This is a genomic window from Streptomyces sp. NBC_01142 (genome assembly GCF_026341125.1).
In the GTDB taxonomy this organism is placed as follows: Bacteria; Actinomycetota; Actinomycetes; order Streptomycetales; family Streptomycetaceae; genus Streptomyces.
Window position 1 is genome coordinate 1,641,863 of record NZ_JAPEOR010000003.1, and the last position, 15,722, is coordinate 1,657,584.

At 70.7% G+C, this 15,722-nt stretch carries 12 protein-coding genes and 1 pseudogene; all 13 read left to right on the top strand.

Annotated elements, in window-relative coordinates:
* Positions 1-287 precede the first annotated feature (287 nt).
* The gene (locus tag OG883_RS41640) at positions 288-1,187 is read left to right on the top strand and encodes a hypothetical protein (RefSeq protein ID WP_266552726.1); all 900 of its coding nucleotides are present in this window, start codon (positions 288-290) and stop codon (positions 1,185-1,187) included.
* A 54-nt stretch (positions 1,188-1,241) separates the two neighbouring features.
* A complete protein-coding gene (locus tag OG883_RS41645; RefSeq protein WP_266552732.1) occupies positions 1,242-1,508 on the top strand; it encodes a hypothetical protein in 267 nt (88 codons plus the stop codon).
* A complete protein-coding gene (locus OG883_RS41650; RefSeq protein ID WP_266552734.1) occupies positions 1,505-2,614 on the top strand; it encodes a conjugal transfer protein in 1,110 nt (369 codons plus the stop codon). The genes OG883_RS41645 and OG883_RS41650 overlap by 4 nt, the downstream gene beginning before the upstream one ends.
* Before the next feature lie 14 nt (positions 2,615-2,628).
* The gene (locus tag OG883_RS41655) at positions 2,629-2,922 is read left to right on the top strand and encodes a hypothetical protein (RefSeq protein WP_266552737.1); all 294 of its coding nucleotides are present in this window, start codon (positions 2,629-2,631) and stop codon (positions 2,920-2,922) included.
* Positions 2,919-3,530 carry a hypothetical protein gene (locus tag OG883_RS41660; RefSeq protein ID WP_266552739.1) on the top strand — a complete coding sequence of 204 codons (612 nt, stop codon included), beginning with the start codon at positions 2,919-2,921 and terminating at the stop codon, positions 3,528-3,530. Before OG883_RS41655 ends, OG883_RS41660 begins: the two co-directional genes overlap by 4 nt.
* A complete protein-coding gene (locus tag OG883_RS41665; RefSeq protein WP_266552741.1) occupies positions 3,527-6,073 on the top strand; it encodes an ATP-binding protein in 2,547 nt (848 codons plus the stop codon). The genes OG883_RS41660 and OG883_RS41665 overlap by 4 nt, the downstream gene beginning before the upstream one ends.
* Complete coding sequence (locus OG883_RS41670) at positions 6,070-8,364, top strand: hypothetical protein (RefSeq protein WP_266552744.1); 2,295 nt, start codon at positions 6,070-6,072, stop codon at positions 8,362-8,364. The genes OG883_RS41665 and OG883_RS41670 overlap by 4 nt, the downstream gene beginning before the upstream one ends.
* Positions 8,361-9,512 carry a C40 family peptidase gene (locus tag OG883_RS41675; protein WP_323181066.1) on the top strand — a complete coding sequence of 384 codons (1,152 nt, stop codon included), beginning with the start codon at positions 8,361-8,363 and terminating at the stop codon, positions 9,510-9,512. The genes OG883_RS41670 and OG883_RS41675 overlap by 4 nt, the downstream gene beginning before the upstream one ends.
* An 879-nt stretch (positions 9,513-10,391) precedes the next feature.
* Complete coding sequence (locus OG883_RS41680; RefSeq protein WP_266552747.1) at positions 10,392-10,745, top strand: hypothetical protein; 354 nt, start codon at positions 10,392-10,394, stop codon at positions 10,743-10,745.
* Positions 10,746-10,994: 249 nt separating this feature from the next.
* Positions 10,995-13,739, top strand: a complete 2,745-nt coding sequence (locus OG883_RS41685) for an NB-ARC domain-containing protein (protein ID WP_266552749.1) — start codon at positions 10,995-10,997, stop codon at positions 13,737-13,739.
* Positions 13,740-13,926: 187 nt separating this feature from the next.
* Positions 13,927-14,298: an SH3 domain-containing protein gene (locus OG883_RS41690; RefSeq protein WP_266552751.1), complete on the top strand. Its 372-nt coding sequence runs from the start codon at positions 13,927-13,929 to the stop codon at positions 14,296-14,298.
* Between the two features lie 249 nt (positions 14,299-14,547).
* A complete protein-coding gene (locus tag OG883_RS41695; protein WP_266552754.1) occupies positions 14,548-15,339 on the top strand; it encodes a hypothetical protein in 792 nt (263 codons plus the stop codon).
* Positions 15,329-15,625: pseudogene (locus OG883_RS41700) on the top strand (tetratricopeptide repeat protein); the annotation flags it as partial. The gene OG883_RS41695 and the pseudogene OG883_RS41700, both read left to right, overlap by 11 nt.
* Positions 15,626-15,722 lie beyond the last annotated feature (97 nt).

A 15,722-nucleotide genomic window follows, 5' to 3' on the forward strand; every position in this document is an offset into this window, starting at 1 on the left:
CAGCGCTCACCGGTCACCCCTGCGGCGTGACCGATCGACCACCGGGGGCGCTGCTCCCAGCCCGCCCGGAACCAGGCTTGCCCACCCTCCCAGGAGGCTTGCCCAGGGTTGCTTCGACCGGTCACCGGGGCTTGCCCAGAACACCGGGAGGCTTGCCCAATCGGTCACTGGCGGCTTGCCCAGCAAATAGGCAAGCCTCTCACCTGCTCTTTTAGGGAGTTGGGCAAGCCTTCGGGCAAGCCCCGATGAGGAGAGTTCACGGCACGACATCCGAAAGGAGATGTGCCGTGCTCACCCTGTCGCAGCCCGCCCGCATCGCCGGCGGAATCTTTGACCGCCTGGACGCCGAGTGGGCAGTCCTGTGCGCGGACACTGCCGTCCAGGCCGTGGTGACCGATTGGCTGATGGCCGATCACCTGGCCGACGACGTCGCGGCCGTGACCGATTCCTGGGTGCGCAACCTCGGCCCCGTGCAGCTGCTCGCCACCCTTCGGCCGCGCGACGGCGTCGTGACCGATGAGCTGACCGACGCCGTACTGCGCGCCCTGCTGCACCGCGCGGCTGGCCGTGACCGATCTGCCACGCTCGCCGCCCGCATCATCGTCCAGGCGATGATCCCCGGCGCGGTCCGCATGACCCGCGGCCAGGTCCGTCCCTTCGGCGGCCGCACTTTCGACGACATCGGTCACATGAGTGTCGCTGCCCTCTACGTCGTCGCACGCTCCGGTCGCATCCACACCCGGCCCGGCCGGCCCGCCGCCAACCTCGCCCTGGACGCCCTGCGCCGGGTGTGCCGCGAGCTCGCCGCCGACCGGGAGGTCCTCGGCGAAGACCTGGCCCTCGCCGAGGACCTGGCCGACACCGAGCCGGGACCGGCCGAGAGCACCCACGTCTGGTCGGTGCGCACCGCCGCGGCCGCCGCCGGCCTCACCCCGGCCGGACCAGCCAGTGAAGCGGAGGCGAGCCGCGCCCGCCTCGAACTGCTCGAGCTGGTCCTGGACGCGATGGAGGCCGGCACCCTCTCGCCCGCCGACGGCCGGGCCATTGCCTGGCACTACACCACCGCCCCCGTCCCGGACACCGAGGCCGCCTCCCGCTCCGGCGCGACCGCCGGCGCGTGGCAGCGCCGGCGCTCACGCGCCGTGGACCGCCTGAAGTCCTCGCTCCAGCTGAGGCCTGCGGCATGACCCCGATTTTCTCCCCCGGCCACCGTCCGCTCGCTCCGACTGTAGGAGACCCGCATGCCCGCCACCGCCAAGGCGCCCCTGGATGCCGACGAAGAGCGCGTCACCCGCGCCCAGCGTCTGCTGATCCAGCTGGGCGCCGCACTGGTGCACCGACCCTTCGACACCACCACCCACGACCGGCTCCGGACCTTCCTCACCGACGACGCCAAGGACGTCCTTGCCTCCCTGGAGATCCTGGAGCAGCGCCCCGAGACCGAACTGCGCCAGCGGATCGGCGAGCTGGCCGGACACTGCCTCTTCCCCGCTGAGGGTGCGGCATGAAATCTGTGCTGACGCGCCGCCCTGCCAAGGCCGCGGCCACCGCACCGGCCAAAGCCGAGCCGCAGGACTGGGCCATCGACGAAGGCCCCCGGGATGTCGGCGGCTGGTCGACCGGCGCCCAGGCGAACACCTCCACGATGATCCGCTGGACAGTCTGGGGGCTGCTCGTCCTGGGACCGCTGCTCGGCGCGGCCGCGTACCTGTCGGTGCCGGCCCAGGCCGGACCATCGAAGCCGAAGGCGGCGCCCGCCGCACCGGCCGCCGTCGGCGCCCAGGGCGCCGGCGGCTTCGCCCAGCTCTTCGTCGCCGCCTACATTGCCGCGGGGGAGGGCGACCAGGCCAAGCTCGCCGCCTACTACCCGGCCGCCACCAGCCTCCGCCTCGAAGGGGCTTCGGGCCGGCGTACCGGCGAGCAGCTCACCGTCGTACGGCTGCGCCAGGCCGACCACGGCCTCTGGTCGGTGACGGTGGCCGCCCGCATCACCGAAGCCGAGCCCACCGCCAAGCCCTCGGACAACGACCGCCGCGACGCCAAGGCCGACGCCAAGAAAGCTGCTGCCGAGGCCGTCCACTACTTCCAGGTCCCGGTCGCCACCGCTCCCGCCGCAGGCGGGGCGAACGGTTACGTGGCTCTGGCCATGCCGGCCGAAGTTGCCTCCCCCGAGCGGATCGAGGCGCCGGAGCTGGTCTACGGACCGCTGCGGCCGGCCCTTCCCACCGACCCGCGGACCCAGGCCGTCACCGAGTTCCTGACCGCCTATCTCACCCGCGCCGGCGCCGGTGAGCTCGACCGCTACCTCGCGCCCGGAACCAAGCTCGCCGCCATCACCCCCGCGCCCTACACCGGCATCGCCGTCGACCAGCTCGCCATAGAGGGCGAGAAGAGCTCCGAGCCCGTGACCACAGTGTCCGGCGACGGCACCACGCTGCGGCTGCTGGTCGCCCTGCGCGCCACGGGACACGACGAGGTCCGCGTCCCGCTCACCTACGCCCTGACCCTCAAGGCCCGCGCCGGCCGCTGGGAGATCGCCTCCCTGGACGGGGCTCCGGCTCCTGCGCCCGTCCGTCCGGCTGCCCCCTCTGCCAGCCCCACCCCCACGCCCTGACAAGGAGAGTCGTCATGCACGAAATCACGCTCGCTGCCGGCTGGATCACCACCGGAACCGGCCTCGGTAACGACATCAAGGACCTCATCTTCAACGTCGCCATCCCTGTGCTGTGCGGGTTGTTCGTCGTCGTTGTCGGCTGGAAGACGAAGGCGCCCGGCCCGACGATCATGGCCGTCATCTTCGCCGCGATCGTCTGGGGCGGCTCGGCGAACATGGACACCCTCAAGGACAAGACGACCGAGGACATCAACCAGTACGACGACGGCGGCGCCGGCCAGCAGCTGTGGAACCAGGGTGACCAGTGACCGCTGTCCTGGTCGAGCCGGCTGAGAGCGAAGACGAGCTGATCGGACGCTGCTACACCAAGGCCCGCCGCACTCCGCTGGTCGTCGGGTCCGTTCCGGGAGGCGGCGGCCGCAGCCTGCGCCTCCCGGGCGGCCCGTACACGCTCACCCAGCTCGCCGCGATCGTCGCCACGTTCGTCGTGCTGATCCTGTCCCGGCCTCTGTGGGGCGGGCGCGGGCTGATGGACGTGGTGGTGTTGCTCGGCTGCCCGTTCGGCGTTGCCTTCCTGCTGCGGCACCTGCACATCGACGGCCGCAACCCGGCGGCAGCCGCGGCCAGCGTTGCGGTGATGATGACCGGCCCGCGCTGGGGCCGCCTTCACGGCCGGCCGTTCCGGCCGGCCCGCCCCGCCCGCGGTGCGACCCGCATCACCGTCGCCGCTGCCGACGCCGCAGAGCCGTCCGCCGCTTCGGCTGCCCCGGCACGCACTGCGCCGACCCGGGCCGCGCGCCGGCCCATACCGGCAGCACCCGCATCCTCCGCAGCTGCCAACTCCCCTGTGGCGTCCGGCGTGCAGGCCCTGCTCGCCCGCCGCTCTGCATCCGCTCGAGATGACCTGGAGGAATGATGCATCTGCCGATCCGGCATGTCGCCAACAACCTCGTCTTCACCACCCACGGCACCACCTGGGCCCTCTGGCGGGTGGCGGCCGCCAACTACAGCCACGCGCCGGCCACCGCGAAGAAGCGCCGGCTGAAGTCACTTGAGTCGCTGTTCAAGTCGCTCACCGGCGAGCCGATGCTCATGTCGCTGTGCCCGCAGGTCGACCCGATCGCCGTCGTCCGCGCCATGGTCGCCGACGTCGACCTGAAGAAGTCGCCGCGCTACGAGCTGCTCGGCCACGCGGTCCTGGACCAGCTCGAGGAGATGGAGCTGACGGGCCGCACCGACTGGCTCGCAATCCCTCTGCCCGCGCTGTCCCGCAAGGACGCCGCACTGTCCGCCTTCCAGGCCGCCAAGGCCGAAGTCGAGCTGCAGCTCGGCCTGATGCCCGCCCCCATCACCGCCGGCGAGATCGAGCGGCGTACCGAGCAGGCGATGCGGATGCACGCGCAGTGGCCGTCCGGGGTCACCATGCGGCCGGCCACCGAGGTCGAGATTCTGTGGATCTACGGGCACAGTGCCCGCCGCGGCCTTGCCGAGCCGTTCCTGCCCGACGGCACCGAGCAGGGCCTGCGCGGCCGCGGCCGCACGGTCGCGGCCCTGGGGGAGGTGCTGCTCGCCGAGGGCGGCGCCGACTTCAAAGAGCGCCGGGCCGCACCGGGCAACCCCTTCGAGCGGCGCTATCTGCAGGTATCCAGCGAGTGGGGCGACTCCTACCAGGCGATGCTCGCCCTCTCCGAGATGCCGGAGGCCTTCGCGCTGCCGGGGGCGGCGTACCTGCAGCAGCTCGACGATCTGGCCTACCCGGTCGACTGGACGGCCCGCCTGGTCATCACCCCCGGTGCCAAGGCCGAGGCCAAGACCCGTAAGCGGGCCCGCCACCTGAAGGCGCAGGCCGCCGAGTACGTCGGCGACCCGGCAGGGCCGCCCACCTCGATCGCGAAGAACGAGATGGACAACGACGAATACCGCGACCGGCTCACCTCGTCCGCGCGCGAGGTCGAGATCCGCGCCATGGTCACCCTGGCTGTGTGGGGGGCCAGCCCGGACGACGCCCAGGATCGTGCCGCTGCCCTCGCATCGGATTTCGGGGCGACGGACTACACCTTCTCCCGCCCGGTGGGGGAGCAGTCCAACCTGTGGCACGCGATGCTGCCCGGCTGCCGCACCCCGCGGGTGATGACCGGGTACGCCCAGTACCTGCTCGCCCGCGACTTCGCGATGGCCATGCCCTGGTGCGGCTCCCAGCTCGGCGACGAGCGCGGCGGCCTGTTCGGCCTGCAGCTCGCCTCCGGCGGCGCCCGCCCCGTCATGGTCGACCCCGCCCGAGGGCCCCGCCAGAACGCCTCCGCCTCCATGGCCTTCATCGGCGAGCTCGGCGCCGGCAAGTCCGTCGGTCTGAAAACGGCGGTCTACAACGTGCTCGCCCGCGGCCATCAGCCGGGCCGGCCCGACTCCCGCGGCCGCGCCGTCATCGTGGACCGCACCAAGGAAGAGGAGTGGGCACGGTTCGCCAGCGCTTGCCCAGGCACCACCCAGGTCATCAGGATCGACCAGACCGCCGAAGTGTCTCTCGACCCCCTGCGCCTGTACGTACAGGACAGCCCGAAGGTCGCGGCACGCTTCTGCGAGTCCTTCCTGACCCTGCTGCTCGGCGTGAAGCCGATGGACCTGGAAGGCGTCGCACTGTCCGAGGCGGTCCAGGCCGTTCTGGAACGCCCCGAGCCCTCCATGCGCGCCCTGGTCGACGAACTCACCGCCCGCGGAGCTGAGGACACTTCTGCCCGCAACCTGGCCCGCAAGCTCAAGGCCGTAGCCCGCAAGGACCTCGCCGCCGTCGTCTTCGATGACACACTCCCGGTCGTCGACACGGCGCGAGCCGACAGCGTCGTCTTTCTCGTCAACTCCCTCGCCCTGCCCAAGAAGAGCGAGCTCGCCTCCGAACACCGCATCGAGCGCCTCGAGTTCGAGAAGGTGCTGGGCCGGTCCCTGATGTACCTGATCGCTGCCGTCGCGCGCGAGACCGTCATGAAGGCCAAGGAAGAGTTCGGGGTCGCGGTCTTCGACGAGTGCTGGTGGCTCACCAGCTCGGAGGAGGGCCTGGAGCTGCTGCTCGAGCTGATGCGTGACGGCCGTAAGCACAACGCCGCCGCCTACGTGGGGTCGCACGACCCGCACGACATCGGGCCGGCCGACAGCGAGAAGGGCGCCATCATCCGCGGCCTGATCCCGCACCGGCTCCTGTTCCGCCAGACCACCCGGTCGCTGGCGTCGCGCGGGCTGGAGTTCCTCGGTGTGGACGCCACCGATGCCGACCTGCTGGACCTGGTCACCGCCGGCCTGTCTCCGCTGGATCTGCCGGACGAGGAGAAGCTGGCCCGTGCGGGAGAGTGCCTCTACCGCGATCTCGCCGGCCGCATCGGAATGATGCGGGTCCTCATTCCGGTCGACCCGGCCGTCATGCGCGTCATCCACACCACACCCAGCGACTACCGGGCCGCGGCATGAGCTCGCTCACGAACTGGCGGATGCGGCTGCGGGCGTTGGGCTCCGCACGGCTGCGCCTGGCGCTGCTCGTCGCCGCAGTCGCCGCCACCACGTTCACCTTGCTCACCACGCTGCCCGCCCACTCGGAGCCCCTGCCGGCCCCGTCTCCGAGCGCGCCGACTGCGCAGACGGCGCCGGGGCAGCGCACTCCCACGCCGGAAGAAGTTGAGGCGATCGAGAACGTCCTGCGCGAGCAGGGGGAGCGCCTGTCGAAGGCCGCGCAGGAGGGCATGCTCAAAGGCGAGAAGGAACGGCTGCGCAAGCTGCTGCCCGACGAGGGCGGCGTATTGGGTGTCTTCAACGTCACCGACGCCAACGGCATGCCCATCAGCGCCTACACCGTCAGGTCCGACACCGGCAACATGCTCGACTGGGACCTCGGCATCCAGAACCTGCTCACCGAGCTGTGCTTCATGGCCACCAAGTGGCTCATCGCGTTCTGCTCCTGGCTCATGGTCTGGGCGCTGTCCTTCGGCCTGGCCAAGCTGCTGCTCGTTCCAGTGCTGTCAGTCGCCAACTCGCTGCACACCCGCGTAATTCTGGAGATGGGCCTATCGGCGCTGTTCCTGTCGGTGTGCGCGGTCATCTGCGTCGCGAGAATCTTCTTCGGCGACAAGGCCAAGGGCTGGGGCGACGCCGCCCTGTCCGTCTTTCTGGCTGCACTGACGACCACACTGCTGGTCTCCACACCGCAGACGCTGCTGGGTGAGGAAGACGGAGCGATCGCCGTAACCCGCGGCCTGGCCCTGGAAGTTGCTGACGTCATCCTGGACGCCAACCCGGCCACACCGCAGGCCAATGACGGAGTGACCACCCCGGCCACCAGCAACACCATCTCGCGGCCCCTGACCGACGCGCTGACCGACGCCTTCATCGTCAAGCCGGCCATGCTCCTGCAGTACGGGCGCGTCTTTGAAGGGGAGTGCGCGGCCGAGTATTCCGACACCAAGCTCGCGCAGCTGGCCTTCGACCGGAGTGTCAGCTCCCGCACCGGCATGCTCAAGAAGGTCACCGGCCTGGCCGACTACGTCGACCCCACCGGCGGCGCCATCTCGGGCTGGTACAACATGCAGATCGACATGTCCCAGCAGTGGGCGGTCGATCACTTCGGCAACCCGCCCATGCAGCGCTTCGAAGAGAAGTGCGTTCCCGGCGATGCTGACGCGGCGAAGAAGGCCTCGTTCGACAAGGTCGGCGGCAGCGTCTTCCTCCTCATCGCCGCCCTCATCGTCACCGTCCTCATCTCCGGCCTGGCCGGGTCTTTCCTGGTCGCCCAGTGCCGCATCGCCTGGGATGCCATCCGCGGCGAGCCCGTCCTGGTAGCGGGCACCATCCCCGGCGCCGGCCGCGCCTTCCTGTGGGACTGGGCTGCCTCGGTGCTGCGCAACCTGGGACTGATGCTCACTTCGGTGGTGGCGCTCGCCGTCTTCATCGTTGTGGTCCAGGCCGTCCTCGATCCCGTACAGGTGGACTGGGGCAGAGAACTGACGCTGCGGTTCCTGGTCGTGGACATCGTGTGCATCGGCGCGGTCAAGAAGCGCAAGCAGCTTGCTGCCCGCTCCAAGCAGGTCGCGGCGAACTTCCGCGCGAAGATGTCGGCTGGCCGCATCGGCGGCACAAACGGCTCCGCCTTCGGCCCACCCGCCTCCGACACCGTCCCCAAGAACCGCCACATCGGCAGGAAGACCGCCCGCGGCCTGGTGCGCGGCGCGATGGTCGGAGTGTCCCTCGCCCAGGGCAACCCGCTCGCCGCTGTCGGCTACGCCCTGCCCCGGACCGTCGGCGCCACCGCCCTGATGAGCCGGATCAACACTGGCGGCCGGGGCGGCCGTCGGCGCCCGCCGGCCCGGCCTGCTGGCCGCCCCTCGCCGCGCCCAGGCGGTCAGCCTCCCGGCCGTCCCCGCCCGTCACCCAGAGGCGAAGTGAGCCCACGCACCGAATGGGACTTCGACTTTTCCGAGCCCTCCACCAGCCCAGGCAACGGTCGCCTGGGTGCTCCGCCGCGACCTACCCACCGCCCCGGAACTCAGCCTGCCCGCCGCCGGCCGACTGCCCACCCTGCACAGCCTGCCGGCAACGCTCCGACTCCGGCTAACGGGCCCCGCCCGGCCGCCGTGCAGCGGGGCGGGGGACAGCGGGCCACGCCTCGGCACTCGGCCCCGACCCAGCCCGCAGCGTCCCCGCGCCAGCAGCAGTTGCGGCAGCGACTGGACCGCGGCACCCGCCGCACCCCGCCGAGAGGCGAGTCGTGACCAAGCAACGTAAGAAGTGGCTGGCGGGCGGCAGCAGCCTGATCGCGCTGGCGATCATCCTCATGGGGGCGATCGCTGCGCACGTCACCGGTGTCGCCCAAGGCGACGCCGAGGCCGCCGCCCGCACCCGGGCCCGCTGCTCCGTCGGCGGGGCCCCGGGCATGGACGTCGACACCGCCCAGGTTGCGCAGCAGGTGAAGGCCGTGCTCGCCGGAAACACCGGCGACGTCCAGGTGTCGGGCCTGTCGCTGCCCAAGGAGCAGATCCCGAACGCGAAGGTGATCGTGGCCACCGGCGTGCAGATGAAGATCCCAGCCCGCGGGCAGGTCATCGCGCTCGCTACCGCCCTGCAGGAATCAACCCTGCGCAATATCGACCACGGCGACCGCGACAGCCTCGGCCTGTTCCAGCAGCGGCCCTCCCAGGGCTGGGGCACCCGTCAGCAAGTCCTCGATCCGGTCTACGCGTCGACCAAGTTCTACAAAGCGCTGAGGTCCCTGAAGGACTGGGAGCACATGCCGCTCACCGTCGCCGCCCAGAAGGTGCAGAAGTCGGGGCTGCCCGACGCGTACGCCAAGCACGAGCCGCTGGCCACCGCACTGCAGCGGGCCATCGCGCCGACGCTCGGCGCCGCCGGTGCCAGCCCCGCGCTCACTGGCGGCTTCGGTACGGGCGGCTGTGTCACGCAGGCCGGCGCCGACTACGGCGACATTGCCCCGGGCAAGCTGCCGGACGGCTACCAGATCCCCATCAACGCCCCCATGCAGGCCCGCAACGCGATCCGCTGGGCGCTCGGTCAGCTCGGCACGCCGTACCAGTGGGGCGGCACGTGTACCAACCCGCACGGCAACGTCGCGCGTGACCGGTGCGACTGCTCGTCCCTGATGCAGCGTGCGTACGGAGTGGCCGGCATCGAGATCTCCCGCACGACGTACACGCAGATCAACGACGGGCGGCCGGTGTCCACCAACGCACTCCAGCCGGGCGACCTGGTGTTCACCGAGGGCACCGCGTCCCGCCCCGAGCACGTGGCCATGGCGATCGGAGATGGACTTGTCGTGCACGCACCGCGCCCGGGACGCGTGGTGGAAGTGGCCAAGGTGGCTACCCACGGAACGATCCTCGTGGCCCGACGCATCGTGCCCTGACGCGGCTTCGAGAGCCCCGCAAGTCCGCCCCCACGACGCCGTACCGGCTTCCAACTCACGCAGGGCCAGGTGGGTTGACTGATCCCATTCCGTCCGCATTGGATGACACTCCTGCGCGAGGAGGCCCGGCGATGACCCACAGCTCGATCCAGCTCTCAGACGAACTGCCTTCGTGCTCACGATGCGGAGGAGAAGTGATTGTCGGGGCGGACGTGCCACCTTCGGATCCGCGCGCGGGTCCACCGCGCTCGCCTCCCGCCTGGCCCGCGGCACCGGCCGCCTGATCGGCGGCACCGCCAGGGCCGCAGCCGGCACAACGAAACTTGCCGCCAGGGGCACCCTCGCGGTCGGCAAGGCAGGGCTGAAGTCCACCCTGGGGCTGCCCGTGTACGGGCCGCGCGCCGCCCGCAGAACCGGTGCCGCGCGCGCCGCAGTGCCCGGCCAAGTCACCAACGGTGCCGCCGGCCTGGGCCGGCGTCTGCAGCAGATCCACCAGCAGTACGCCCCACCCGCGCGCGACTTCATGAGCGAATACGCCCACGGCCTGCGCTCGTTCGGGCGCCTGGTCAGCGGCCGCCGCCCGCTGGGCCCCTATACGCCGCCCCGGCGTCCCACTCCGGCTCGCCCCCAGCCGGTCCCAGGCCCCCCGCCCATTCGGCGCCGCCCCCCGCGCCCCACGCCGGTAGCGGCTCCTCCGGCCGCCAGGCACCGCCCGGTTCCCCCGCGCGCCCCAGCCCGCAGCGAGCCCGGCCCAGGCAGCACTACAGATGTGGCTGCACCGCATGCGCAACCGCCAGACCCCCGCGCCCCCGCAGCTCCTCCCTCCCCGCGCCCGGCACGGCCGGCAAGGCCCGCACCCCGCCGGGGCGGTGGCCGCCCGTGACCGGAGAGAAGAAGGCCATCCTCATCTCCGGCATCGCGCTCGCGCCGATCGCCTTCGTGCTCGGTCTCTGCGTCCTGTTCATCGCCGCCGTTGCCGGGGGCGCAGCCGGTTACGAAGACGAACTCGACGACAGCAGCAACGGCATGACGGCCGGACAGGGAGCGCCCTCACAGGTGGCGGGTGTGCACGCGGTAATGCTCGCCGCGTACTCCCGCGCCGCCACGACCATCACCACCCTGCGCCCGAAGTGTGCCGGGATGCGACCGTGGGGCCGATGCAGTTCCTCCCCTCCACCTGGAAGGGCGCCAGCGGCTTGGACGGGGAAATACGCCGCGTTCTACGACATTTAGGGCCACATATGAGTTGGCCTTTCTCATCGTCCTGTCCATCGCTTGTCCGGTTGGACAGGGTGATGAGAAGTCCCTCGTGCGGGTGGTGTCACCCTCACACCCCATGTGGAGGGTAGGGACGGAATGCAACGAACAGGGTGACAGAACTCCAAGAGCCGCATCTATGCGGTCTTGTGGCATTCCGCTGATGGTGCGGATGGCGGGTCGCTAAGGTCCAGTGCAGGAGATCGTGTTGCCGGGGGTGGGCGCGTGCGGGTCCGTATGTGGGTGGCGGGAATCGTGGCGCTTGCCGGCCTGGGTATTGCGCTGCCGATCGTGCTGGCGCTGGCGGGGAACGCCGCCACGGCCGCTAAGCACTGGCACTGGCCGCTGGATGATCTCCGACAGCACCCGTGGTGGTCGCTCGGCATCTTTGGGCCACTGGCGATCGTGGCAGGCGGTTTCGCGGCGTGGCTGCAGTTACGTCCACCGGCGGCCCTGAACGACCCACCACCACCCCCGCCCGTGGCGGTCCCGGACTGGTTCGTCGATCGGGGCCAGACCCGCACCACCGTGTCGGCTGTGTGCGGCGGCCGCCGCGCCGTAGGCATCACCACCTCCCTGTGGGGAGCAGGAGGATTCGGCAAGACCACCCTGGCGACTGCCGTGTGCGCCCGCCGGCGTGTGCGGAGGCGGTTCCGGTCCCGGATCTATCCCGTCACCATCGGCCGGGACGTCCGCGGACGTGCGGCTGTGGCGGCCAAGGTCGTCGAGGTCACCCGCTTCATCACCGGCGACACCACCGAGTTCGACGACCCCGCTCTGGCCGGCGCCCATCTGGGCCGGCTCCTCGACAAGCGCCCCCGCACCCTGCTCGTCCTGGACGACGTGTGGGAAGCCGAGCAGCTCGACCCCTTCCTGAAGGGAGGCCGCCGCTGTGTACGGCTGGTCACCACCCGCAACCCCGCACTGCTGCCACCCGGCGCGCAGCGCATCCCCGTCGACCAGATGTCCCGCGACCAGGCCAAGGCCGTGCTGATCTGGACCCTGCCACCGCTGCCCGAGCCCCTGGTGGACGCCTTGCTGAAGGCCACCGGCCGCTGGGCCCTGCTGCTGCGCCTGACGAACCGCCTGATCGCCGAACAGTGCGCCGCCGGCGCCGATCCCACCGCCACCGCCGAGCGGATCCTTCACCGGCTGCGCGGCAACGGGCCCGTCGCCGTGGACGATCCCGCTGCCACCTGGAACCTGGACGACCCACGCCTGCGCAACCAGGCCGTCAAGGCCTCGATCGAGGCCGCAACCACCCTGCTGCCGCCCGGCGGCCCGGACCGCTTCACCGAGCTCGGCATCTTCGCCGAGGACGAGTCCATCCCCATCACCGTCGTCGCCCTGCTGTGGCAGACAAGCAGCCAGCTGACCGAGGACCAGACACGCACGCTGTGCCGGGACCTGGAACGCCTGTCCCTGCTTACCCTCAACCCACGCCGCGGCGGCACGATCAGCCTGCACGACGTCATCCGCGACTACCTCCGCGGCGAACTCGGCACCGCCGGCCTGACCCGCATCAACGGCCTCCTGATCGACGCCGTCGCCAACGCCCTGCCACCGGCCCAGCCCCTCGCCCCCACCACGCCCGACCCCGAACGCGCCTGGTGGCAGCTGCAGGACGGCTACCTCCTCGACCACCTCCTCGACCACTTCCTCGCAGCCGGACGCACCACCTCCGCCGAGGCCATCGCGGGCGACCTGCGATGGGTGGAAGCCCGCCTCACCCAGCGCGGGCCGACAGCCCCCTGGAGCGACCTCACCCGCATCGACACCCCCCACACCCGCCCCCTGGCCCGCAGCCTCGCCCAGACCGCCCACCTCCTCACCCCCACCGACCCACCCCATGCCCTCACCGGCGTCCTGCACACCCGCCTCGACAACCACCCGCACTGGCACCCCCAGATCACCGCACGCCAGCACGACCCTGCCCAACGCCCCTGCCTCACCAACCAATGGCCCCTGCCCGACGGCCCCTCACCCGCTCTGCAACGCACCCTCACCGGCCACGCCGGCTCGGTGAATTCGGTGGCGATCGCCCCGGATGGGACCTGGCTCGCCACCGCCAGTGACGACGGGACGGTGCGGATCTGGGACCGGACCACCGGCACCTGCACCGCCACCCTCCACACCGACCACGCCGGTTCGGTGTATTCGGTGGCGATCGGGCCGGCCGGCACCTGGCTCGCCACCGCCAACAGCGACCAGGCGGTGCGGATCTGGGACCGAGCCACCGGCACCTGCACCGCCACCCTCCACACCGACTCGGTGAATTCGGTGGCGATCGCCCCGGATGGGACCTGGCTCGCCATCACCAGCGACGACGGGACGGTGCGGATCTGGGACCGGACCACCGGCACCCTCACCGGCCACACCGACTCGGTGCGCTCGGTGGCGATCGCCCCGGCCGGCACCTGGCTCGCAACCGCCAGCAACGACCTCACAGTACGGATCTGGGACCGAGCCACCGGCACCTGCACCGCCACCCTGACCGGCCACACCGGCCTGGTGGAATCGGTGGCGATTGCGCCGGACGGGAGCTGGCTCGCCACCGCCAGCGGCGACGGGACGGTGCGGATCTGGGACCGATCCTCCGGGTCGTGCACGGCCACCCTCGCCGGCCACACCGGCCGCGTGCTTTCGGTGGCGATTGCGCCGGACGGGAGCTGGCTCGCCACCGCTAGCTACGACGGGACGGTGCGGATCTGGGACCGGACCACCCGGTCGTGCACGGCCACCCTCACCGGCCACACCGGCTCGGTGCAGGCGGTGGCGATCGCGCCGGACGGGGCCTGGCTCGCCACCGCCAGTCACGACAAGACGGTGCGGATCTGGGCCGTCGCGGATCAATGCACCGTGGCCATGGCACGAGCCGAAGATGCGCTGCTCCCGTGTGCCTGGGGGGCTGGTGGCGAACTCGCAGTGGGGGGAGAAAGGGGCCTGTACATCTTCAAACTCCTCACCTGAGACGCGGCCCCGGCGCGAGTCCGCTCCCGCCGCAGCCCCGTTCACCGGCCAGTGCGGCGCTGGTGCCCGATTGCGCAGGCCAGAAGCGGGGAGTTAGACCGCCCCCTCACGGTCCGCTGTCGCACGTCAGAGTGATCACAAAGGGTTGGCCGTGACGCGCGCCGGACGACGGCATGTTGAGCGGGTCATGCGAAAACTGATCTCGTACGCCCTGGCAGTGGCCGCGCTGGCCCTTCCCGCCCTGCCCACCCGGGCGGCGCAGGCACTGCCGTCCGCAACCGCTGCGACCGCCATGGCCCAGGACTTCAACTCGTGCGGCTACTACCCGAAGTCGGCTCTGCGACTGCGGACCGGCCCAGGCACGAAGTACACGACGCTCGGGGTGCTCTACCCGGCCGACTTGGTCAGCGTCGACAAGGCGAAGGGCGGCTGGTACCGGGTGAGCCTGCAGGACCGCTCCAAGTCCGGCCTGAAGGCCGGCTCCACAGGATGGGTCGCGAAGTCCGGCCTCAAGCCGCACGTATGCATGCAGTTGGACGTGCGCCAGGAAGCGCCGTGATTCGAAGAAGGTGCAAGTCCTTCTCGATTGCCCTGTCGCAGCAGGGTGATTTGGAGGCGGGCCGGCCCCACTGTCCCCTGTCATCCAATCGAGGCGTTTGACTACGAACGCAGCCGTACCGGCTGGGGCGGACGGGGCCGTGCCGTACGTCGAGGTTTCGTGCGTGGATGCACGCGAGCGTCGGCGCAGTCTGGACGGCGCTGATCTGAGCCCTCAGGATGGTTTTTCCAATCTTCGGGGGGAGGGATCATGGTGGGTCGCGTCCGTTTATGGATCGTGTACTTCGTACTTGCCGTGATCGCTGGCCTGGCAGGAGTTGTCGCCGCGATTTGGATGCCACCGGAGCGAGCTGCAGCCGTCGCGGCCACAGCTGTAGCGATCACAGCGTTGCCCGTCACCCGCGTCTCGGCCCGCATCGACACTGCTACCCGGCAGCGCGAACTCATGTCAGCCAACCTCTACGCGGTCAGTGCTACTGGCCGACTGCCCTGCGTGCGTGATCTGATTGACCCGATCGCGTTGGGCGTGCACGCCGCCGAAAGTTTTGTCAGGGACGGTGTCGCAGACCGCGTGGCGCCGTTCATCCAGCGGGACCGAGAAGCCGACGTGCACGCCGCCGTCACAAGCGGCGGCTTCGTTCTGATCGTCGGCGAGTCCACGGCCGGGAAGACACGCCTTGCCTACGAGGCCCTGCGTACACTGCGGCCGAACCACGCCTTCGCCTGCCCCACCCCGTCGGCGCTCTATGCCCTCCTGCCCGCAGTGCAGAAAGAGAAGAAGTGCGTCGTATGGCTGGATGACCTCGAACGCTACCTGGGCGCCCAGGGACTCACCGCCCAACTACTCACCCAACTACTCGGCGACAGCTCACGCGACGCGCTTGTCATAGCCACCATGCGAGCTCACGAGCATCAACAGTTCCTCTCTCCCCCCACCGACGCTTCCACAGAAGAGCGGGCGATGCGAGCCCGCGAACTGCTGCAAAGCGCTCGAACCATCAGAATCGACCGCCAGTGGTCAGCGGCCGAACGCCATCCGTGAGCGCCTCCTCGGCCCGGACCACCCCGACACCCTCGTCAGCCGCCGCGAAGTCGCCGTCGGCCTCGGCTGGCTCGGCTGCTGGGCCGACGCCCTCACCGAATACCTCACGGTCGCAGTCGCCCGCGAACACGTCCTGGGCGCCGACCACCCCGACGCCCTTGCCAGCCTCAACGACGAGGCCCACTGCCTCGAACAGCTCGGCCGCAGCCAGGAGGCCGAGGAGCTGTACCAGAGGGTGGCAGCGTTGGGGCAGCGGACGGCCGACGAGGGCGAAGATCGTCACTGACGGTCACATAATCTGTGGCGATTTCACTCCCCGTCAAGCAGCCGCGAGCGGGGAATTAAATGGCCACCAACAGCCTCCCGTTGACATCCAACCCAGT